Source organism: Thiomicrorhabdus sediminis (genome assembly GCF_005885815.1).
Lineage (GTDB): Bacteria > Pseudomonadota > Gammaproteobacteria > Thiomicrospirales > Thiomicrospiraceae > Thiomicrorhabdus > Thiomicrorhabdus sediminis.
In genome coordinates, this window is record NZ_CP040602.1 from 2,164,352 (window position 1) to 2,186,611 (window position 22,260).

Below are 22,260 nucleotides of genomic sequence, written 5' to 3' on the forward strand. Positions count from 1 at the left end.
CTATAATTCAACTTTATAAAAATTTAATCGGTCTAATCGGCAACGGCCAATAATACCTGATTGGCATTGACCAATGCACAACTCGCTTTGCCTACCTGCAGCTCCAGTTCAGCTACACTTTGATTGCTAACTTGGGCACAGATTTTCTGTCCTTGTGACAAGCCGATCATGACTTCGCTATTGACCGCTCCTTGATCAATCTGCTCAACTTCCCCGCAAAATTGGTTGCCGGCACTGATCTGTATTTTGCCATCATTTTGCGGAGGATTCATCAATATGACCCAGCTGGCTTTTATCAGCGCGAACACACTGCTGCCTTGGACAATCTGTAATCGCTCCAAACTATCCAAGGTAATCTGCGCTCTGACCTCCAAACCGTCGGCGACCCGAACCAACACCTCTGCGTTCACAGCCCCCTGCTCAATTGCAGTCACGGTGCCATAAAACAGATTTCTGGCACTGGTACGCATCGACAGTTTTTTCATCAGTTCAAGCTGTCCCATCATTTCTGGCGACATCTCCTCTAATCGATGCAGCCATTTCTGCATCTGCTCATTGAACAGCTGATAAGCATTAAGCAAGGCACGGCCTTTTTCGCTCAGCAGCATGCCTCCTCCGCCAGAACCGCCTTTTTGCTTAATCACCAGCTCCTCACCGGCCAGCTGGTTCATCGCATCGACCGCCTGCCAAGCGCCTTTATAACTCATACTACAGGCCTTAGCGGCTGCATTTAATGAACCCAGCGCATCGATCTTGCCCAACAGCTCCAAACGGCGCTGACCTGACTGCGAATGTTTTGAGCCCATAATAAAGCTCTGCACCAACTGCTCAGAGGGCGATAATTGTGAAGTCATAAGCAAGCGTTATTACCTTAAGTACATATAGCTTTCATTATAGGGATTTAGCCGGTTCAGTCAATATCCCTCGCCGTTATACACTTGCCTTCCCATGGTTAGCTCAGTACCATGATTGGCGCAACCAACGAAGGTCATGACAATGAATACAACCAGCCATATCGAAAAACTCATTTCCGCCTTGGGCGGACTGCTTGCTATTCTCGCTATTCTTTTGATTAGCCAAACCTTTCTCGGTTTAGACAACAGCTGGGCGATTGTCGCTTCAATGGGCGCTTCGGCCGTACTTTTATTTGCCGTGCCTAAAGGCCCTTTATCACAACCTTGGCCGGTTTTTGGCGGACACATGATATCGGCACTGATCGGCGTGAGCTGCGCGCTTTTGATTGACGATAAAATTATCGCCGCATCGATTGCGGCAGGCCTCAGCATTGCCGCCATGTATTATCTGGATTGCATTCACCCTCCGGGCGGCGCTACCGCATTAACCGCGGTATTCGGCGGCGCCGCAATCAGCGATATCGGATATCAATTCCTCATCACCCCGGTGTTATTGAATATAGTGGTGATTCTATTGATTGCTATCGCCTTCAATAATCTATTCCATTGGCGCCGTTATCCGAACAGCTGGCATAACCGAACCGAGCCAGAAGACAACCTCCCGCTACCAAGCCAGCACTTCTCTCATGAAGACTTTCTTGCCGCCCTGAAAGAGATCGATACCTTTGTTGATGTCAATGAAGCCGAACTGCAGCGCATCTTTAACCTAGCCAGTATTCACGCCAACAGACAGCCGTTAAACGCCGCTGACATCAAACTTGGCGGCATCTACAGCAATGGTCAATTCGGTAAACATTGGAGCATGCGTCAGATTATCGATGAATCGGCCGATGACAATAATCAAAACGACTATGTGATTTTTCGCCAGATCGCCGGTACAGAGCCGAAACGCACCGACTGCGTGACACGACAAGAGTTCGCCAACTGGGCACTTTATGAAATGGAAGAAAACAACGGCCAGTGGCAGCGCAAAACAGTCAGGGATTAGTCAAAGATTACGCTAGTCTGCCAATCAAAAATTGATTATGATACAGGCATGAAACAGGTCAAACTCACACTTATTATCTGCTTAGCCACATTGATTGTCGCTATAAGCGGCTGCGATAAATCCGTTGATGACAGTGTCACACTGTGGCCGGTCAATAATGAGTGCAACCTGCATCGGCACACTTGTACCAATCAGTATCAAGGCGCCGAAGTCTCATTGAAAATCAGCCCGCACCCGATTCCGATAGCACGTCCCTTAGGCATAGAGGTCTACACCAAGAACCTGGAAGTCAGTAATATTCAAATCGATATTTCCGGTAAAAGCATGTATATGGGTTATAACCGAGTGCCTTTGACCTTGGCAAAAACACAGCAGAACAATGAAGTGCAACGCTATATAGGGACATCAATGCTGGCGTTTTGCACCACACAGAAAATGCTCTGGCAGATTACTTTGATTATCGACCAGCCGAATGGCAAGCAGATCCAGATTCCTTATAATCTGGAAACCATCAACCGACTTTAAGCGCCAACTAACAAAAGAGGTTAAGCCCTGTTTTGATACTTCTGCGCCAAAGCTTCGCCAACCGCCGGGTGAACAAATTCACTGACATCTCCGCCCAAAGCACAGATTTCACGCACCAAAGAAGAAGAGATAAACGCATATTGCTCAGCCGGAGTCATAAACATGGTCTCCACTTCCGGAGCCAATTTGCGGTTCATTGACGCCAGTTGAAACTCATATTCAAAGTCGGAAACCGCTCTTAAACCTCGCAACAACACATTGCCTTCAATCTGCCTAACAAAATCCACCAACAAGCCTTCAAAACCGATTACCTCGACATTGGGTAAATGCTGCGTGACCTGCTTTGCCAGAGCAACCCGTTCTTCCAGACTGAATAACGAATTCTTATTACGGTTGTCCGCCACTGCGATCACCAGCCGTTCATAAAAACGTGCCGCGCGTTCAATCAAGTCATAATGACCACTGGTAATTGGATCAAAGGTTCCCGGATAAACCGCCGTAATTGCCATAGTATTCCTTAGAAAATCGTTATAAGCGTTGCATTAAAGCGCTGTAATATTGAATCTGTATTGCAGGTATTTTACGGTAACCGCCCTAAAATGCACAACAAAGCAGGTAAAAGCCCGCAAAAGTTATTTAGCGGCACACTCATCAAATGCGAATAAACCGAATTTGACCTGTGAGGTTTTCTTTTCTCTATGGCAGTACCAGCCATCGACTAATCGCGGCCACGGCAAGTCGTTTTCCTGTTCAAGATAAAGCCAGCCATCGGCTTTAATCAATTGCTTGGCGAATAACAGATCGATACTCTGCTGCATTAAGCCCTGATGAAAAGGCGGGTCGATAAAAACGATATCAAATGGCGGCTCTGTACAGCCCTGCAACCATTGCAGACTGTCGGCCTGAACAACCGTGGCCTTGGTTGCTGGCTGATTGACGTTTAAGGTTTTTAAATTGGTTTGCAGTTGTTTCGCATTGGCACCATTTAATTCCAATAAAGTGGCTTGCGCAGCACCTCGGGACAGGGCTTCAAATGACAAGGCTCCGGAACCTGCGAACATATCCAGACAGCGGCTGCCGGCAATATCGAACTGTAACCAGTTAAACAGGGTTTCCCTTACTCTATCCGAAGTCGGCCTCAAGCCTTCGGCATCAAGTACCGGTAATTTGCGGCCACGCCAGTCACCACCAATGATGCGCACCTCACCGCCGCCGCGCAGAGGGGAGCGGCCTTGGTTTTGTTTTGCCGAATTTCGATGTGCTTTACCGGATTTGCCAGCCATAGAAAAAACCTAAATATTCAGGATTCCAATAGACGGACAGATTGTTTTGAAAGGTCGATTTTTTTCGCTTTATAAAGTCGGCCTAGCGCCTTTTTATAACGCGCCTTACTGACACGGAAACGTTGGAAGATTTCTTCCGGACTGGAAGCATCCGTTAAACTGGAAACGCCATCATTTGCACGCAGATCTGCAATAATCTTATCCGCCAGATCATCATGCGCTTGCGCCCCGCTAGGCTGTAACGTCAGATTGATTTTACGGTCATCACGGATGCCTTTGATATAGCCGTTCAACTGCTGACCGATCTTCAATGGCTGGATCAGATCACTATGATGCAACAAGCCCAAATGAGTACCGTCAATCACTGCGGTAAAGCCCATTTTACTTTGTGAGACAATCAACAAGGTAACCGCTTGCCCGGCTTTAAAGTTTTTACTCTGCTCAGACAAATAAAGGCTTAATTTACTGGAAGCGGCGATGCGTCCGCTTTTATCCAGATACAGATAGACGCAGTAGCGACGCCCCTGCTCCATCGGCACACGCTGCTCGGCATAGGGTACGAACAGGTCTTTTGGCATGCCCCAATTCATAAAGGCACCGGTACGATTGACATCGACCACTTTCAAACAAGCCACTTGACCCAACTGCGCCAAAGGTTTGTCGGTAGTGGCCACCAAACGATCCTGAGAATCGAGGTAAACGAATACTTCTATCTCATCTCCAATCGCTACGCCAGCAGGAACATAACGTTTCGGTAGCAAGATCTCACCCAAATTAGCACCATCAAGGTAGAGTCCAAACTCAACCTCCTTAACAACTTCAAGGGTGTTCAAGTATCCAATATGTGCCATTGAGAAGCCTTTATCATTCGCAGTTCGTTAATAACAGGCATTTTAAGCAAAAACCGTTAAGGATGTAGAAGAATATCAATTCTTGATTGAAAACAAATAATTGCCTCCTCTAACAAGGTCGAATGTAATACCATAGAAACCATGTCATGCCATCCGCTAGTCATCGAGACCCAAACGCCCACTGAATTGAGAGCTTTTCAAAGGAGACAATTTCGGTGAATCATTATCAGTTAAACCATGAACAGCTTTTAACCCTTGGTGAAGTGGTCAACCTCACTTCCATCGAAGTGTTCATCTTCAAAAAATCCGATCTGAAATTCGTTTACCTCAACCAGGGCGCTCTCAATAAAATCCAATACAGCATGGATGAAATCTGTCAAATGACGCCTCTAGACATCAAGCATGACCTAGAGCCGGAAGCCTTTAGGCGAATTTTACAGCAAGCCGAAGACAACGGAAAGACAGGCTTATTATTCGAAACCCGGCACTATCCTAAAAATGCCCCGTGCTACCCTGTCGAAGTTAAAATTCAACTGTTGTCATGGGAGAATCAGCCCGCCTACGTTGTCTTTTCAATGGATATTTCATCACGCAAAAAACTGGAAAACGAATTGCGTGAAAGCGAACAAAAATTTAAACAAATCGCCCAATCCATCGAAGCGGGTATTTTTATTTATACCGATTACTATGAATACGCCAACCCTGCCTTTGAAAAGATTACCGACTACCGGGAAAGTGAGCTTAAGACCATGCACCCGTGGGAAGGTCTGGATATTGACCTACAGAAACAACTCAAACCAATTATCAAACGGCGTCTAAGCGGGGAAAGCTTTCCCAAAAACTATCAGAAAATACAATTCACGACCAAAAACGGTGTTAAAAAAACACTGCGCGTGAATACCCAGACGATTCTTTTTCAAGGCCGTTTCGCCGGGCTTGGCACCGTGATTGACATCACGGACTTGCATGAAACCAAAGAAAAACTGCAACTGTTCTCACATGTGGTTGAACAAACCGAAGACTTCATTCGCATCACGGATCCAGACGGGATTATCACCTACGCCAATCCGGCTTTTTACCGTTTTACGGGCTATCATGAAAATGAGCTAATCGGTGAGAATAACCGCCTTTTCAAATCGGGAAAGATGCCCGCGGAGTTTTACCAAAAACTTTGGCAAACAATCACCAGCGGAAAAAGCTTTAAGGGAACCTTTATCAACTGTAAAAAAGACGGCGAGATCTTTTATGAACAGCAAACCATCACTCCTCTGACCAATTCAAAAGGCACCATCACCTATTTTGTCTCCACCGGCAAAGACATTACCGACAGAGTGCAACTCGAACAACGCAACGAACTGCTGGCCAAAACCGATAAACTGACCGGAGCGAGCAATCGTCACCGCGGAGATGAGTTTTTAGCTAACGCCACCGACTATGCTCATATCAATGATAGTCCGCTATCGGTTTTGCTGTTTGACATAGATTTTTTCAAAAACATTAATGATGAATATGGCCATCAAGCCGGTGACAAGGTGTTGGTGCATATCTCCGACTTAATGAACCGTGAACTGAGACAAACCGACCTGTTTGTGCGCTGGGGTGGCGAAGAGTTTTTGGTGATCGCCACCCATACGGATATCGATAAAGCCACTCTTCTGGCAGAGAGAATACGCCAGAAAATCGATGGCGACCACTATAAAAATTTCAGTCATCTGACAGTCAGTTGCGGTGTCACCCAGCTTAAAAAAAACGAGAATACTGAACATTTGATACAAAGGGTAGACAAGGCGCTCTATCAAGCCAAGGAACTAGGCAGAAACACAGTGGTTACCATGGCGTAACCACTGTGTTTGTCAGCTTGACCGCTAGGATTGACCGACGGTAAGAGTCGTCAGATTTTCCGGTTTCACATGACGCTGCCAAGCCTCCAGAACCTGTTCTTTAGTCACCTTCTGTATTTGCGCCGGCATCCATTCAAGATAATCCAATGGCAAATTATAGAAACCGATCAGACTCAAATAACCCAACACCTTGGCGTTGCTGTCCATGCGAAGTGGAAAACCGCCAACCAAATTGTCCTTAATCGCTTGCAACTTTTCTACAGAGAAGTCTTGTAAAAAGCCTTTGAGCGTCTGTTTTACGACCTCATCGGCTTCTTTTGCCGAAGCGTTTTTAGTCGATAAACCGATAATAAACGGGCCCTGAACCTTCATCGGCGCAAAATAACTGTATACGCTATAGACCAAACCACGCTTTTCGCGCACCTCTTCCATTAACAGTGAACCAAAGCCGCTGCCGCCCAACAGATGATTACCGACAAATAAAGGCACATAATCCGCATCACCACGTTTGATTCCGACCTGCGTCAAGGCATAGTAAGTCTGGGTCGATTGAAATGGGATTGCCACCGTCTGTGCTGATGCAGGCTTCACCTCGGCCAAAGGCGCTGGCTTTTCACCCTGAGGTAACGCACCCGTCAACTGTTCGGCAATAGCTTCGGCCTTAGCACGGGAGATATTACCCACCATTGCCACCAAGGCATTCGAAGCCACATAGTAATCTTTATAGAACTGCTCTACCGCCGACAAGCTAAGCTTATCGACACTCTCTAAGGTTCCCGTTTTCGGATGCCCATAAGGATGATCGCCGTACAAGGTTGCCCACAACTTATTATTCAGCACCATTTGCGGCTGCGATTTTTGGCGTTGCAGACCGATTTTAAGTCGTTCAAGCTCGCGTGAGAAAATGGACTCGCTAAAAGTCGAATCATGCAAGACCTGGCTAAACAGTTGCAATGCCTTGGGCATAATCTGCCCACGGGTAAGGGTGCGCAATTGCAAGGAGGCTTTATCTCGGCTCACATCGGAACTCAGTTGCGCTCCCAGATTGGTTATCTGCTCGGATAACTGCTGCTCATTTAAATCTGAGGTTTGCATACCCACCAGGGTCGACGTCATGGATGCCAGGCCGGCGAAATCGCCATCGCGTGCCGAACCGGCATCAAAACTGACTTCAATATCCAGCATCGGCAACTCTTGGGCTTGCACAAACATGACCTTGGCTCCGTTTTTGGTATGCCAGGTTTGAATCTCGATATTAGCCATAACCGGTGCCGTAAAAACAGACAACAACATCGCCAGCAAGACCCACAGGCGGTTTGGCTTTTGAATTAACAGCTTGAACATTAGTGAAATCCTCCTTTTGGCATATTGCTGGTCTGTTGAGGATCCTCTCCATTTGGTAGCAGTGTCGCCATCGTCATTTTATCCTGTTGCAGATATTTCTTCGCCACCGCCTGAATCTGTTCAGGGGTGACTTTGCGCAGGTTTTCCGTCCAGTGCTCTAAAGTATCAACCGCTAAACCGACACTGACTAAAGAGCCGATGATATTCGCCTGAGCCTGAATCGAATCCTGATGATAGATATACTGGGCCTCGGCCTGAGCCAATACGCGTTGCAATTCTTGATCACTCACCGGCTCGTTTTGCAAGGTTTCAATCTCTTTCCAAATTGCCTTTTCCACCTGCTCGGGTTTCACTTCCGCCGAAGGCACGGCATGGAAAGTGAAAAGTGTTTGTAGTCGATCGGTAGGACTGAAACCGGCACCGACAGAGGCGACAATTTTCTGGTCACGCAATAGGTTCTTGCTCAAACGGGAAGCTTCATCACCATCAAGAATCGCACTGAGCACCTCCAGAGCAAACACTTCTTCTCGCTCTTTATCATCTTTTGCAGTGACTAAAGTCGGCGCATGAAAGCCCATTAGCATATAGCTGGTTTTGGTGGGTGCTTTCAACAACAGGCGGCGCTCGCCTTGTTGCTCTTGTTCGATTTGCGGTTTCACTGGCGTAATCTCTTCTGCTTGGTAGCGGCCATAATATTTTTTTGCCAGCTCCAGCACCTCTTCGGCTTTAACATCACCGACCACAACCAAGGTGGCATTGTTCGGTGCATACCATTGCTTATACCAGTGACGTGCATCGTCTGCCGTCCAATTACGAATATCACTCATCCAACCAATTACCGGATGATGAGCCGGACTATTGACAAAAGCAGCCGCATTAAACTGCTCATAAAGTTTACCGATCGGCTTGTCTTCGGTACGCCAACGGCGCTCCTCGGTAACCACATCCCGCTCTTTGATAAACTCCTCATCGGTCAACACCACATTACGCATACGGTCGCTCTCCAAACGCATGACCTCTTCCAGATGTTGCTTACCTAACATCTGGTAATAAGCAGTGTAATCACTTGAGGTAAAGGCGTTTTCCTGGCCTCCCATCTGCGCGACACGCTTGGAAAACTCACCCGGCGCCAACGTCTTGGTACCTTTGAACATCATATGTTCTAACATATGGGAAATACCGGTTTTACCATTGTGCTCATAATTCGAACCGACGCGATACCATACCTGATGCACCACCACCGGCGCTCGATGGACTTCCTTAACCACGACCTTCATCTGATTATCGAGCGTGAATTCACTGACTTTTGCCCACGCCGGCGCCACACTTATTGATAACAACAGACACGCTAGAGATACCGATTTTTTTAGCATTTTTTTGTAACCCTTGTTTAGATTTCCATCCAATATTGAATGCCTTGTGCATTAGCCCCAATCAAAAAAGCTTTGATTGCAAAATCAATAGTTTTCATTGCATTGCAAACTCAGCTAAAGCCCAACTGGATAACGAATTGTTTTATAATATGCCACTAGGTTTATTTCAAGCCAATCGCTGATTGATAAACGCACAGTCGGACCAGAACACGAAGATTTAGGAAACCTCAATGTTTAGCTTTTTTAGCCGCAAAAAACAACAAGAAAATCAAGATACCACAACCGAAGAAAATCTGACCAGCGAAGAGTCTGAAAAAAGTAGTACTGTTGATTCACAGGATACAACTGAACAGACAACGGCAAATAGCGAAGCCGAAGACAACCAATTACAGGCGCTAAAGAGCAGCGAAGCAAAAACGGATCAACCGCCAATTGAACCAGCCGTTGCTGAAGAATCGAGCCAAGATAATAGCGAAAAATCCGAAACCGAAGTTACCGTGGCTACCGAGCCTCAAGAGTCACCCGCTGCAGAGAAAAAAGCCGGCTTTTTCACCCGCCTGAAACAAGGGCTTAGCAAAACACGACAGAACTTTACCGACAGTCTGGCCAACCTGGTTTTAGGTCGTAAAGAAATTGATGACGACTTGCTTGATGACTTGGAAATGATTCTTCTCACCGCCGATGTCGGTGTTGAAGCGACCGATAGAATTATCCAGAATCTGACAGATCAGGTCTCACGTAAGGAATTGAAGGATCCGCAAGCGTTGATGGATTCTTTAAAACAGCAGCTCGAATCGATTATCGAGCCGATGTCGGTGGCTTTGGATGTGGATGCTCATCTGGCAAAAAAGCCAGGACCGTTTGTGATTCTAATGGTCGGTATCAACGGTGTCGGTAAAACCACCACCATCGGCAAACTGGCGAAAAAATTCCAGCTTGAGGGCAAATCGGTAATGCTGGCAGCGGGTGATACTTTCCGCGCCGCCGCGGTTGAGCAATTGCAAACCTGGGGGGAACGCAATCAGGTTCCAGTCATTGCACAAAAAACCGGTGCCGATTCGGCGGCAGTCATTTTCGATGCGATCCAGTCGGCTAAGGCTAAGGGTATCGATGTCTTGATCGCCGATACCGCAGGTCGCCTGCACACTCAGTCCAACCTGATGGAAGAGTTGAAAAAGGTCAAACGCGTGATGTCTAAAGTGGATGAAACCGCACCACACGAAGTTATGCTGGTGATTGATGCCGGCACAGGACAGAATGCATTGAACCAAGCCAAACAATTCGGCGAAGCCGTTGATATCAGCGGTATTACCTTGACCAAATTGGATGGTACTGCAAAAGGTGGTATCGTATATGCACTGGCTGAACAACAGCAGATTCCTATTCGCTATATCGGCGTAGGGGAATCGATTGACGATTTACGAGAGTTTGATGCAAAAAGCTTTACTCAAGCCCTGTTCTCCCAAAGCGAATAGGCGATGCTTGGGTAGCTCATTAACGAATTGAATTTTAGCGATGCAACTGCCCGACACTGACAATATTCACCATCAATATGCCTTTAAAAAAGGCTACCGGATGGCGCTTGACGGTAAAAAACAGGCGAGTATGCCAAGCGACATTCGTCGCGACATGCAGATGCGTGATTTCTTTCAGCAAGGCTGGCAACAGGCCACTGAGGAGGCATTACTCGCCAACCAGTTGCGCCATCAGCCAGACTGGCGTAATCGTGCCATCTGGTTTGTTCTTATGATATTAGGCGGTTTGGCAACGGCCGCACATATCATTAACCGTGTGGAAACAGAACAGCATGCAAAAGCCTTGCAACAAGCCACTGAACAAAGCCAACCCTTAGCCAGCATTCCTGCAGAATCACTGGCGATACTCAATGAACAACAACGCCGTGATTTGAACCATCTCAAGTCACAAGTCTCGGAACAGCCGTTAGCTTTACAACCGATTATTGATTCAAAGATTGCGGTAGACAATATCACGCTTAGCCAGACCATTGATCAGCGCCAACCCGTCAACCCGCTGAAAAGCCCGATTCCGAAATATATTCGTGAAATCTACTGTTATACCGAGATCACTAACGCCAAGGGCCAAACCCTTTATCATCGTTGGCGCACTGACAAACAGATACTGGCTACTATCCCTTTGGAGATCGGCAGCGATAACTATCGTACTTGGTCATCTAAAAAAATGGCTAGCGGTTGGCAGGGACAATGGTATGTAGAAGTGCTCGATAGTCAGCAAAACGTGATAGCACGAACCGAATTTACATATGGATTAACCACGGAGAAACAACCATGATTTATCGTTATGCGTCGCTACTGGTCACTGCTTTAATAGCCCTGATTATTAGCGGCTGTAGCTCAACACCTCCGCCGAAAAACACCTACGATAATTTATGCTCTATCTATTACCACGATTCGGAATGGAAACACGCCGCACAACGTGCTTATAAACGTTGGGGTGTACCCCCTTATGTCTCCATGGCGATTATCCATCAGGAATCACGTTTCAAGCCGCATGCACAGCCTGAGCGTGAATATGCACTGGGATTGATTCCATTGCCGCGTGCATCTTCTGCCTATGGTTATTCGCAAGCCAAAGATGGCACCTGGGGGGATTATATGCGCTCCACCGGTAATTCCGGCGCTTCACGCTCAGACATCTACGATACATTGGATTTTATCGGCTGGTATAACTATCAGACCCATAAGCAGCTAGGCATTTCGCGCAAGGATACCTTTAAACTGTACCTTGCCTATCATGAGGGTCGTACCGGTTATAAACGCCGCACCTATTTAGGCAAGAAATGGCTTTTGAATGTTGCCAAAAAAGTATCCAACCGCGCACGTATGTATAGCAAGCAATATCAGAAATGCGCCTAATTGATTAACCCTGCCTTCAAGCTTAAACAAATAAACCATAGTCCATAAAAAAAGCCGAGAACTGATAACAGAACTCGGCTTTTTTTATTGATGATAAAGGCTCGTGTTAGCCTTTATAACGCTCGAATACCAATGAAGCGTTAGTACCACCGAAACCGAAACTATTACTCATAATACGGTTTAATCCAGCATTATCGATACGCTCTGTAACGATCGGCATACCTTCGCAACGCTCATCCAAATTGTCGATATTGATAGATGGCGCGATAAAGTCATTTTCCAGCATCAATAAGCTATAGATAAATTCATGCACACCGGCCGCACCTAGAGAGTGACCAGACATCGATTTTGTCGAGCTGATTTTTGGAATCTTATCGCCAAAAACTTCGGCAATCGCAGCTGCTTCTTTGGTGTCACCCACCGGAGTAGAAGTACCGTGTGGATTGATGTAATCAACATCACCATCAACGGTGCTCAATGCCATCTGCATACAACGTACAGCACCTTCACCAGATGGCGCAACCATATCGTAACCGTCAGAGTTGGCACCATAACCTGTGATTTCCGCATAGATTTTTGCACCACGCGCCAAGGCATGCTCTAGTTCTTCAACGACTACCATACCGCCACCACCAGCGATAACAAAACCGTCACGGTCTGCATCATAGGCACGAGACGCTTTTTCTGGATTGTCATTGTTCTTAGTAGACAAAGCACCCATGGCATCAAACATTACCGACATGGTCCAATGCAGTTCTTCACCACCACCGGCAAAGACCACATCCTGCTTACCAAGCTGAATCTGTTCTACCGCGGTACCGATACAGTGTGCAGAAGTCGAACAAGCTGAACTGATTGAATAGTTCAAACCTTTGATTTTGAATGGTGTTGCCAAACACGCGGAAACGGTTGACCCCATGGTACGAGTAACCATATAAGGCCCAATACGCTTAACGCCTTTTTCACGAGCGATTTCTACCGCTTGGGTAGAGTTCGAGTTAGATCCACCACCCGAACCGGCGACCAAACCTGTACGAGGGTTTGAAATCTGGTCTTCGCTTAAACCAGAATCCTCAACCGCCTGTTGCATGGCTATATATGAATAGGCCGCAGCGTCGCCCATAAAACGCAACTGCTTACGGTCAATATGGTCTTTGAAGTCCAAGTTTTTAACTGCACCATGTACCTGAGAACGCATACCGTTTTCAGCATACTCTGGAGCAAATACAATCCCTGACTTTCCGTCTTTTAGAGACTGAGTAACTTCATCTTTATTGTTCCCGATACTGGAAACAATCCCCATTCCGGTAATAACGACTCTTTTCATATTAAAAACTGTCCGTATTCGTGAATAGTCCAACTTTAAGATCGGTTGCACTATAGATTTCTCGACCGTCAACTAGTAGTTTAGCATCAGCCATACCCATATAAAGCTTACGCTTGATGACGCGCTTCATATCAATAACGTATTCAACTTTTTTTGCAGTCGGTAGTACCTGTCCATAGAACTTCACTTCACCTGAACCCAAAGCACGGCCACGACCAGGACCACCGGTCCAACCCAGGAAGAAACCAACTAGCTGCCACATAGCATCCAAGCCCAAACAACCAGGCATGACAGGATCTTCATTAAAGTGACATTCGAAGAACCAAAGATCCGGAGTAATATCTAGCTCTGCACGGATCTCACCTTTACCATAAGCACCACCTTCTTCCGAAATGTGAGTTATGCGATCCATCATAAGCATTGGGGGTAAAGGTAATTGAGCATTACCAGGGCCAAATAGCTCACCGCGACCACTCTGTAAAAGTTCTTCTTTTGTATAACTAGATTGTTGTTCCATTAGGTCTACCAGGTTTAAATAATTAAATTTTCTGCATTATAACAGTTCAGCGTAAATCAGTGTATATTCAACCGCTAAAACAGATACAAAAAAGCCCGTAATTCCATTTGAAATTACGGGCTTTCGAAATATGGTGCCGACAGAGAGACTTGAACTCCCAACCTACTGATTACAAATCAGTTGCACTACCAATTGTGCTATGTCGGCTTGATGTGGCGTATTATAAGGGAGAATTAAAATGAGTCAACACCTTTTTCATACTTTTTTTACCGATTCTTCGACATTAACCATACCCTGTAAAACCAGGTCGGGAACATAGTCAAAATCATAGTCCAAAAGGTTACCGAATTGGACCGCTTCACCACCGGTTAGAACCAGTTTGAACTGTGTTGCAAACTGCGCATTCAAATCAACAATTAATTGATTCAAAAAAGCCGCTGTCATATAAAGCGTGCCACCAAGGATGGCAGAATGGGTATTAGTTGCCAAGCCTTCAAAAGGACTCTCATTATCTTCACTAATGGCACGCTCGCTATAATCGGCCAAATCAGCGGTACTCAACGATAGTGATTGACGCATGGTGGCCAAACCGGGAACAATGAACCCACCCTTATGCTGTGATTCAATCACCGCGTCTATGGTTAAGGCTGTCCCGGCATCAATAATCAGGCAAGGCTCTTTATAAATACCTAGCGCACCCTGCATGGCAAACCAACGATCGACCCCAAGTTGACTGAAATCATCATAGCCATTCACCAATCCACAACACTGTTTTTGCGTGCTTAAGACGATTGGAAAAACTTGGAATTGTTCCTGGATAAGCAATTTAAGCGCATCAACAGCATCAGCCTTGCCGACATTGGAGATATAGACTTCATCAGGTACACCTTGCGCCTTAAAGGCAGCTAATTCATCCTTTAGCACCTCAGTCATTACAAGCGGTTCAAAACACTGATAATCACCGTCAATGACCGATGCCCACTTCAGATAACTGTTACCGATGTCCAAAAACAACTTATACATTTCTACGCTCTAACTAGCTAATAAATTAGCCGCTATGATACAGAAAACCATGTTTGAAAGCACCACAATTAAACTTAATAAAACCCTATAGATAACAATTCCGGGTAGTTATAAGCGGGCAGGATTGAATAACAAAGGAAGAAAATAGAGATCTGATAAATAGCGGCCAAAAAAAAACCGCGAACCCTCAATTGGGAACGCGGTTTTTTAGGATATAAGCTTGGCAATGACCTACTCTCACATGGGACCTCCCACACTACCATCGGCGCTGAGACGTTTCACTACTGAGTTCGGTAAGGGATCAGGTGGTTCCATCTCGCTATTGTCACCAAGCAATTTGGTGTTATGTGCAGAGCGATCTACACATAAAATTCTTGGAATAGAGTTGTTTAGGTTTGTATCCGAGTTTTAATCAAGGTATACCACAACATCGTCTTGTTCAATTAACAAGTCACTTTTGAGTTGTATAGTTAAGCCTCACGGGTAATTAGTACAAGTTAGCTTCATACATTACTGCACTTCCACATCTTGCCTATCAACGTCATAGTCTCTAACGGCCCTTCAGAAGACTTAAAGTCTAGGGAAAACTTATCTTGAGGCAGGTTTCCCGCTTAGATGCTTTCAGCGGTTATCCTTTCCGAACATAGCTACCCGGCAATGCAATTGGCATCACAACCGGAACACCAGGGGTTCGTCCACTCCGGTCCTCTCGTACTAGGAGCAGCCCCTCTCAATTTTCCAACGCCCACGGCAGATAGGGACCGAACTGTCTCACGACGTTCTAAACCCAGCTCGCGTACCACTTTAAATGGCGAACAGCCATACCCTTGGGACCGACTTCAGCCCCAGGATGTGATGAGCCGACATCGAGGTGCCAAACACCGCCGTCGATATGAACTCTTGGGCGGTATCAGCCTGTTATCCCCGGAGTACCTTTTATCCGTTGAGCGATGGCCCTTCCACACAGAACCACCGGATCACTAGAACCTGCTTTCGCACCTGCTCGACGTGTCTGTCTCGCAGTCAAGCACCCTTTTACTCTTGCGCTCATTGCACGATGTCCGACCGTGCTGAGGGTACCTTCGCGCTCCTCCGTTACTCTTTAGGAGGAGACCGCCCCAGTCAAACTACCCACCATACACTGTCCCTGAGCAGGATTCACTGCCCGAGGTTAGAACCTCAATAATATCAGGGTGGTATTTCAAGGATGGCTCCACTGCAACTGGCGTCACAGTTTCAAAGCCTCCCACCTATCCTACACAGATAGTATCAAAGTCCAGTGCAAAGCTGTAGTAAAGGTTCACGGGGTCTTTCCGTCTAGCCGCGGGTACGCAGCATCTTAACTGCGATTTCAATTTCGCTGAGTCTCGGCTGGAGACAGTGTGGCCATCATTACGCCATTCGTGCAGGTCGGAACTTACCCGACAAGGAATTTCGCTACCTTAGGACCGTTATAGTTACGGCCGCCGTTTACCGGGGCTTCGATCAAGAGCTTCGCTAATGCTAACCCCATCAATTAACCTTCCGGCACCGGGCAGGCGTCACACCCTATACTTCATCTTTCGATTTTGCAGAGTGCTATGTTTTTAGTAAACAGTTGCAGCCACCAGTTTATTGCAACCTCCAGACGCTTACGGAGCAAGTCCTTCACGTTAGGAGGCGTACCTTCTCCCGAAGTTACGGTACCATTTTGCCTAGTTCCTTCAGCCGAGTTCTCTCAAGCGCCTTAGAATTCTCATCCTGACCACCTGTGTTGGTTTGGGGTACGATTATTTATTACCTGAAGCTTAGAAGCTTTTCTTGGAAGCATGGCATCAATCACTTCGTCCAAAAGAGGACTCGTCATCAATTCTCAGCATAAAGTATCCCGGATTTGCCTAAGATACATGCCTACAATCTTAAACTTGGACAACCATCGCCAAGCTGATCTAGCCTACTCCGTCCCTCCATCGCAGTAATAAATAGTGCAGGAATATTAACCTGCTTCCCATCGACTACGCTTCTCAGCCTCGCCTTAGGGGTCGACTAACCCTACGTCGATTAACGTTGCGTAGGAAACCTTGGTCTTTCGGCGAGGGAGCTTTTCACTCCCTTTATCGCTACTCATGTCAGCATTCGCACTTCTGATACCTCCAGGACACTTTACAATGCCCCTTCGCAGGCTTACAGAACGCTCCTCTACCATGCGTGTAAACACGCATCCGCATCTTCGGTATATTACTTAGCCCCGTTAAATCTTCGGCGCAGGCCGACTCGATCAGTGAGCTATTACGCTTTCTTTAAAGGGTGGCTGCTTCTAAGCCAACCTCCTGACTGTCTAAGCCTTCCCACATCCTTTCCCACTTAGTAATATTTAGGGACCTTAGATGGCGGTCTGGGTTGTTTCCCTCTTGACTACGGACGTTAGCACCCGCAGTCTGTCTCCCATGATTGCACTTGCTGGTATTCGGAGTTTGCAATGGGCTGCTAACCCTTGACGGGCCGCTAGACCATAACAGTGCTCTACCCCCAGCAGTGAGACATGAGGCTCTACCTAAATAGATTTCGAGGAGAAACCAGCTATCTCCGGGCTTGATTAGCCTTTCACTCCGATCCACAACTCATCCCCGCATTTTTCAACATACGTGGGTTCGGTCCTCCAGTACCTGTTACGGCACCTTCAACCTGGCCATGGATAGATCGCCCGGTTTCGGGTCTACACCATGCAACTAGACGCCCATTTAAGACTCGGTTTCCCTACGGCTCCCCTATTCGGTTAACCTCGCTACATAATGTAAGTCGCTGACCCATTATACAAAAGGTACGCAGTCACATAACAAGTATGCTCCTACTGCTTGTACGTACACGGTTTCAGGTTCTATTTCACTCCCCTTCAGGGGTTCTTTTCGCCTTTCCCTCACGGTACTGGTTCACTATCGGTCGGTAGAGAGTATTTAGCCTTGGAGGGTGGTCCCCCCATGTTCAGACAGAATTTCACGTGTTCCGTCCTACTCGATTTCACCAATAAAAGATTTTCGTATACGGGACTATCACCCTGTATCGTTAGACTTTCCAGACTATTCTACTAATCCAATATCAGCTTAAGGGCTGGTCCCCGTTCGCTCGCCGCTACTTAGGGAATCTCGGTTGATTTCTTTTCCTCCGGGTACTTAGATGTTTCAGTTCTCCGGGTTAGCCACCTCATAAGAGGTTATCCATAAAGGATGGGTTTTCCCATTCGGAAATCTCTGGGTCAAAGGTTATTTGCCACCTCACCAGAGCTTATCGCAGGCTATCACGTCCTTCATCGCCTTCTACCGCCTAGGCATCCACCGTGTACGCTTAGTCACTTAACTATACAACTCAAAAATAACCTTGACCTTTTGTGTTGTTCATAAGAACAATCAAAGCCTATTGAACTGTGTTTGAAGTTTGCAGTCGCAAGCTTCACGCAACTAAAAGTTTCGCTGTCATGATATACGCTTGAGTAAATCTCAAATATATATACTTACCTAAACTTTCTAACTCATTCGAGTTAGAAAGCTTTGTGTAATGAGAGTCTTGGAAGGGATCTCTCATTACTGTCTATGTCACAAAGTCGGCTGTGACATAAACCTCTATTCCAAATTTTTAAAGAACTTTTCAGTTAAATCGTTACCAATGTAACTGTTAATAAACTCTGTTTTACAGAACTCATTAAGAGTTAAATTGGTGGAGCTATGCGGGATCGAACCGCAGACCTCCTGCGTGCAAGGCAGGCGCTCTCCCAGCTGAGCTATAGCCCCATTATTGGTGGGTCTGGGTGGATTTGAACCACCGACCTCACCCTTATCAGGGGTGCGCTCTAACCAACTGAGCTACAGACCCAGGTCGTTCACTATCTTTCATGTAATTCAGAGACAATTTATGTGAAAACTCACTTAAGCTCGCAGATGCTTTTTCTTAAAGGAGGTGATCCAGCCCCAGCTTCCGCTAGGGCTACCTTGTTACGACTTCACCCCAGTCATGAACCACAAAGTGGTAAGCGCCCTCCCGAAGGTTAAGCTACCTACTTCTTTTGCAATCCACTCCCATGGTGTGACGGGCGGTGTGTACAAGGCCCGGGAACGTATTCACCGCAACATTCTGATTTGCGATTACTAGCGATTCCGACTTCATGGAGTCGAGTTGCAGACTCCAATCCGGACTACGAGAGGTTTTTTGAGATTCGCGCACTGTCGCCAGTTGGCTGCTCTTTGTACCTCCCATTGTAGCACGTGTGTAGCCCATCCCATAAGGGCCATGATGACTTGACGTCGTCCCCGCCTTCCTCCGGTTTATCACCGGCAGTCTCTTTAGAGTTCTCAACTGAATGGTAGCAACTAAAGATAAGGGTTGCGCTCGTTGCGGGACTTAACCCAACATCTCACGACACGAGCTGACGACAGCCATGCAGCACCTGTCACAGAGTTCCCGAAGGCACGAATCCATCTCTGGAAACTTCTCTGGATGTCAAGGGATGGTAAGGTTCTTCGCGTTGCATCGAATTAAACCACATGCTCCACCGCTTGTGCGGGCCCCCGTCAATTCCTTTGAGTTTTAATCTTGCGACCGTACTCCCCAGGCGGTCAACTTATCGCGTTAGCTGCGTTACTAACCTTTTTAATAAGGCCAACAACTAGTTGACATCGTTTACGGCGTGGACTACCGGGGTATCTAATCCCGTTCGCTACCCACGCTTTCGCACCTCAGCGTCAGTTTTAAGCCAGGAAGTCGCCTTCGCCACTGATGTTCCTCCAGATATCTACGCATTTCACTGCTACACCTGGAATTCCACTTCCCTCTCTTAAACTCTAGAGTGCCAGTATCAGATGCAATTCCAAGGTTGAGCCCTGGCTTTCACAACTGACTTAACATTCGCCTACGCGCGCTTTACGCCCAGTAATTCCGAATAACGCTTGCACCCTCTGTATTACCGCGGCTGCTGGCACAGAGTTAGCCGGTGCTTCTTTAAAGTTAACGTCAAATAATGCAGGTATTAACTACACTACCTTCCTCACAATTGAAAGTGCTTTACAACCTCGGGCCTTCTTCACACACGCGGTATGCTGCATCAAGGTTTCCCTCATTGTGCAATATTCCCACTGCTGCCTCCCGTAGAGTCTGGGCCGTGTCTCAGTCCCAGTGTGCTGATCATCCTCTCAAACCAGCTAGAGATCGCGGGCTTGGTGAGCCATTACCTCACCAACTACCTAATCTCACCTGGGCTCATCCTATAGCGAAACCTTTCAAGAAGAGGGCTCCTTACTCCGTAGAGCATATTCGGTATTAGCATACGTTTCCATATGTTGTCCCCAACTATAGGGTAGATTCCCAGGCATTACTCACCCGTCCGCCACTCGACGCCTAGAGAGCAAGCTCTCTATCGTTTCCGTCCGACTTGCATGTGTTAAGCCTACCGCCAGCGTTCATTCTGAGCCAGGATCAAACTCTTCAGTTTAATCTTGCTGATATATTTAAACTCCATCTCTGGATTTATAAACACTCGAAATTGACTAGGTACATGTTTTACCATTGTACATAGTTGTCGAGATATTTTAGTGCGTCCACTCACTTAAGGAGTTTCCACATAAATTATCTCTGAATTACCTGATTTTTAAAGAACTTAGGTCTCTTCGACAACCCTGAAAAATAAATCGCTTTTCGTTGTCGGTAAGCCGCTCATTATAAGCAATTAGAAGCTTTGGTGTCAACAATTATTTTCAACTTTTTTTAATTTATTTCAAACCGAAAATAATCAAAACAAGCATCAACCAAACAATCCGTTAACTACTTCTAAATCTTTTTAAAGAGCTTTCCGATCTAGCCGCTTAATCTTTCTCAAGCGCCCCGTTCGGAACAGGTGCGTATTCTAGGGATTTCTCAAATTAACGCAACCCTTTTTTGCATCTTTTTTTACTTTTTTTCGCTTTTTTTACAGTGCCGTTTTTACACCCAGTTAACACACACTTTATGCAACAGTTATCCACAGATTTATTCACATAACGTCAATAACGACGCTACAAACACGCTATTCCACAATATTAAACGGCTGAAAACAAAAAACGGCGCAAGCGCCGTTTTTACTTTTAATATATATGCGTTCTATATATAACATATAGACCCTTACAAAATATCTACATTATATATATGGTCATTAAGCGCCAATCGTGACACGTGCAAACTTGCGTTTACCTACTTGATAGACCGCTGTTGTACCTGCCGGCATTAACTGACGACTGTCATCAACCTTTTCACCATTGATTTTTACCGCGCCCTGCTTGGTCATACGGTGACCGTCGGAAGTTGATCCAACCAGGCCAGCTTCTTTCAAGAGGTTCGCCAGCGGCATCTCTTCAGCAAAACTGTACTCAGGCATTTCATCCGGAATCGCATTTTTGGAGAATTTGGTTTCAAAATCCTTCAATGCATTCTGCGCTGCTTCCGCACTATGGAAACGCTCGATCAACTCTAATGCCAGTTTGACTTTAATATTACGAGGGTTTTCACCGTCTTTCACCGCCGCTTTATATTCAGCGATCGTTTCCAGCGATTCAAAACTTAGCAATTCATAGTAACGCCACATCAGTTCATCAGAAACCGACATCACCTTACCAAACATATCATTTGGCTCGTCTTTAATACCAATATAGTTACCCAAAGACTTGGACATTTTCTGCACACCGTCCAAACCTTCCAGAATCGGCATAGTCAAAGTACACTGCTGCGGCTTGCCATAATGGCCCTGCAAAGTACGCCCCATTAACAGGTTGAACTTTTGGTCCGTACCACCCAGCTCGATATCCGCTTCCATCGCCACCGAATCATAACCCTGTACCAACGGGTACAGGAATTCATGAATGGCAATAGGTGTATTTGATGCATAACGATCACCGAAGTCGTTACGTTCCAACATACGCGCAACCGTCGTTGTCCCCGCTAACTGAATCATATCGGCGGCAGTCAATTGCCCCATCCACTCGGAATTGAACATCACCTTAGTTTTTGCCGGATCGAGGATTTTGAAGACCTGCTCTTTATATGTCTCGGCATTTTTCAAGACTTCGTCTTTAGTTAAAGGCGGGCGTGTGGCGCTTTTACCGGTTGGATCACCGATCATCGCGGTAAAGTCACCGATCAGAAACATAACCTCATGACCCAAATCCTGGAACTGCTTAAGCTTATTGATAAGTACAGTATGACCCAGATGCAAATCCGGCGCTGTCGGATCGAAACCGGCTTTAACCTTTAGCGGACGACCACTTTCCAGCTTTTCGATTAACTCTTTTTCCACCAAAATTTCTTCGGCACCACGCTTGATCACGGCTAACTGTTCTTGTACTGACTTCATAACTTTATTCTTACTTAATTCATTTAAATTCG

General features: G+C 46.3%; 16 protein-coding genes, 3 tRNA genes and 3 rRNA genes. 6 read left to right on the forward strand and 16 right to left on the reverse strand.

Annotated features, from left to right (window positions below; all coding sequences use genetic code 11):
- Nucleotides 1-32 precede the first annotated feature (32 nt).
- Nucleotides 33-854 (reverse strand): TOBE domain-containing protein, encoded by an 822-nt coding sequence (locus FE785_RS09845; protein WP_138565582.1) that lies wholly within the window; start codon nt 852-854, stop codon nt 33-35.
- Nucleotides 855-990: 136 nt separating this feature from the next.
- Here FE785_RS09845 and FE785_RS09850 point away from each other — a divergent pair, with 136 nt between their 5' ends.
- On the forward strand, nt 991-1,902 hold the full coding sequence (locus FE785_RS09850; protein ID WP_138565583.1) for an HPP family protein: 912 nt from the start codon (nt 991-993) through the stop codon (nt 1,900-1,902).
- A 48-nt stretch (nt 1,903-1,950) separates the two neighbouring features.
- Complete coding sequence (locus FE785_RS09855) at nt 1,951-2,427, forward strand: hypothetical protein (RefSeq protein ID WP_138565584.1); 477 nt, start codon at nt 1,951-1,953, stop codon at nt 2,425-2,427.
- 20 nt (nt 2,428-2,447) lie between these two features.
- Here FE785_RS09855 and coaD read toward each other — a convergent pair whose 3' ends face one another.
- From coaD to FE785_RS09870, 3 genes are all read right to left on the reverse strand, one after another.
- Complete coding sequence (coaD, locus tag FE785_RS09860; RefSeq protein WP_138565585.1) at nt 2,448-2,936, reverse strand: pantetheine-phosphate adenylyltransferase; 489 nt, start codon at nt 2,934-2,936, stop codon at nt 2,448-2,450.
- Nucleotides 2,937-3,059: 123 nt separating this feature from the next.
- The gene (rsmD, locus tag FE785_RS09865; protein WP_138565586.1) at nt 3,060-3,710 is read right to left on the reverse strand and encodes a 16S rRNA (guanine(966)-N(2))-methyltransferase RsmD; all 651 of its coding nucleotides are present in this window, start codon (nt 3,708-3,710) and stop codon (nt 3,060-3,062) included.
- A gap of 17 nt (nt 3,711-3,727) precedes the next feature.
- Complete coding sequence (locus tag FE785_RS09870) at nt 3,728-4,561, reverse strand: CvfB family protein (RefSeq protein WP_138565587.1); 834 nt, start codon at nt 4,559-4,561, stop codon at nt 3,728-3,730.
- A gap of 215 nt (nt 4,562-4,776) precedes the next feature.
- Here FE785_RS09870 and FE785_RS09875 point away from each other — a divergent pair, with 215 nt between their 5' ends.
- A complete protein-coding gene (locus FE785_RS09875) occupies nt 4,777-6,402 on the forward strand; it encodes a sensor domain-containing diguanylate cyclase (protein ID WP_138565588.1) in 1,626 nt (541 codons plus the stop codon).
- Nucleotides 6,403-6,426: 24 nt separating this feature from the next.
- Here FE785_RS09875 and FE785_RS09880 read toward each other — a convergent pair whose 3' ends face one another.
- Both FE785_RS09880 and FE785_RS09885 read right to left on the reverse strand, forming a co-directional pair.
- A complete protein-coding gene (locus FE785_RS09880) occupies nt 6,427-7,746 on the reverse strand; it encodes a M16 family metallopeptidase (protein WP_138565589.1) in 1,320 nt (439 codons plus the stop codon).
- Nucleotides 7,746-9,119, reverse strand: coding sequence for a M16 family metallopeptidase (locus FE785_RS09885; protein WP_138565590.1), 1,374 nt, complete (start codon nt 9,117-9,119; stop codon nt 7,746-7,748). Before FE785_RS09885 ends, FE785_RS09880 begins: the two co-directional genes overlap by 1 nt.
- 230 nt (nt 9,120-9,349) lie before the next feature.
- Between FE785_RS09885 and ftsY the strand changes: the two genes are divergently transcribed.
- From ftsY to FE785_RS09900, 3 genes are read left to right on the forward strand one after another with little or no spacing between them, the layout of a single operon-like run.
- Nucleotides 9,350-10,594: a signal recognition particle-docking protein FtsY gene (ftsY, locus tag FE785_RS09890; RefSeq protein WP_138565591.1), complete on the forward strand. Its 1,245-nt coding sequence runs from the start codon at nt 9,350-9,352 to the stop codon at nt 10,592-10,594.
- Nucleotides 10,595-10,634: 40 nt separating this feature from the next.
- Nucleotides 10,635-11,429, forward strand: a complete 795-nt coding sequence (locus tag FE785_RS09895) for a DUF2914 domain-containing protein (RefSeq protein ID WP_138565592.1) — start codon at nt 10,635-10,637, stop codon at nt 11,427-11,429.
- Nucleotides 11,426-12,013 (forward strand): transglycosylase SLT domain-containing protein, encoded by a 588-nt coding sequence (locus FE785_RS09900; protein ID WP_138565593.1) that lies wholly within the window; start codon nt 11,426-11,428, stop codon nt 12,011-12,013. Before FE785_RS09895 ends, FE785_RS09900 begins: the two co-directional genes overlap by 4 nt.
- Nucleotides 12,014-12,119: 106 nt before the next feature.
- Here the strand turns inward: FE785_RS09900 and fabB are convergent, their stop codons facing one another.
- The 10 genes from fabB to tyrS all read right to left on the reverse strand — a co-directional run bounded on the left by fabB (nt 12,120) and on the right by tyrS (nt 22,228).
- Nucleotides 12,120-13,340 (reverse strand): beta-ketoacyl-ACP synthase I, encoded by a 1,221-nt coding sequence (gene fabB / locus FE785_RS09905; RefSeq protein ID WP_138565594.1) that lies wholly within the window; start codon nt 13,338-13,340, stop codon nt 12,120-12,122.
- Between the two features lies 1 nt (nt 13,341).
- The gene (gene fabA / locus FE785_RS09910) at nt 13,342-13,857 is read right to left on the reverse strand and encodes a 3-hydroxyacyl-[acyl-carrier-protein] dehydratase FabA (RefSeq protein WP_138565595.1); all 516 of its coding nucleotides are present in this window, start codon (nt 13,855-13,857) and stop codon (nt 13,342-13,344) included.
- Nucleotides 13,858-13,988: 131 nt separating this feature from the next.
- Nucleotides 13,989-14,064, reverse strand: a tRNA-Thr gene (locus FE785_RS09915).
- Nucleotides 14,065-14,112: 48 nt separating this feature from the next.
- Nucleotides 14,113-14,880, reverse strand: coding sequence for a type III pantothenate kinase (locus FE785_RS09920; protein WP_138565596.1), 768 nt, complete (start codon nt 14,878-14,880; stop codon nt 14,113-14,115).
- 218 nt (nt 14,881-15,098) lie between these two features.
- Nucleotides 15,099-15,213, reverse strand: a 5S ribosomal RNA gene (rrf, locus tag FE785_RS09925).
- Between the two features lie 133 nt (nt 15,214-15,346).
- Nucleotides 15,347-18,215 (reverse strand): 23S ribosomal RNA (locus tag FE785_RS09930).
- 353 nt (nt 18,216-18,568) lie between these two features.
- Nucleotides 18,569-18,644, reverse strand: a tRNA-Ala gene (locus tag FE785_RS09935).
- Nucleotides 18,645-18,649: 5 nt separating this feature from the next.
- A tRNA-Ile gene (locus tag FE785_RS09940) sits at nt 18,650-18,726 on the reverse strand.
- 77 nt (nt 18,727-18,803) lie between these two features.
- Nucleotides 18,804-20,338: ribosomal RNA gene (locus tag FE785_RS09945) — 16S ribosomal RNA — on the reverse strand.
- The 16S, 23S and 5S rRNA genes sit together here with 2 tRNA genes alongside, the layout of an rRNA operon.
- 696 nt (nt 20,339-21,034) lie before the next feature.
- On the reverse strand, nt 21,035-22,228 hold the full coding sequence (gene tyrS, locus FE785_RS09950) for a tyrosine--tRNA ligase (RefSeq protein WP_138565597.1): 1,194 nt from the start codon (nt 22,226-22,228) through the stop codon (nt 21,035-21,037).
- Nucleotides 22,229-22,260 lie beyond the last annotated feature (32 nt).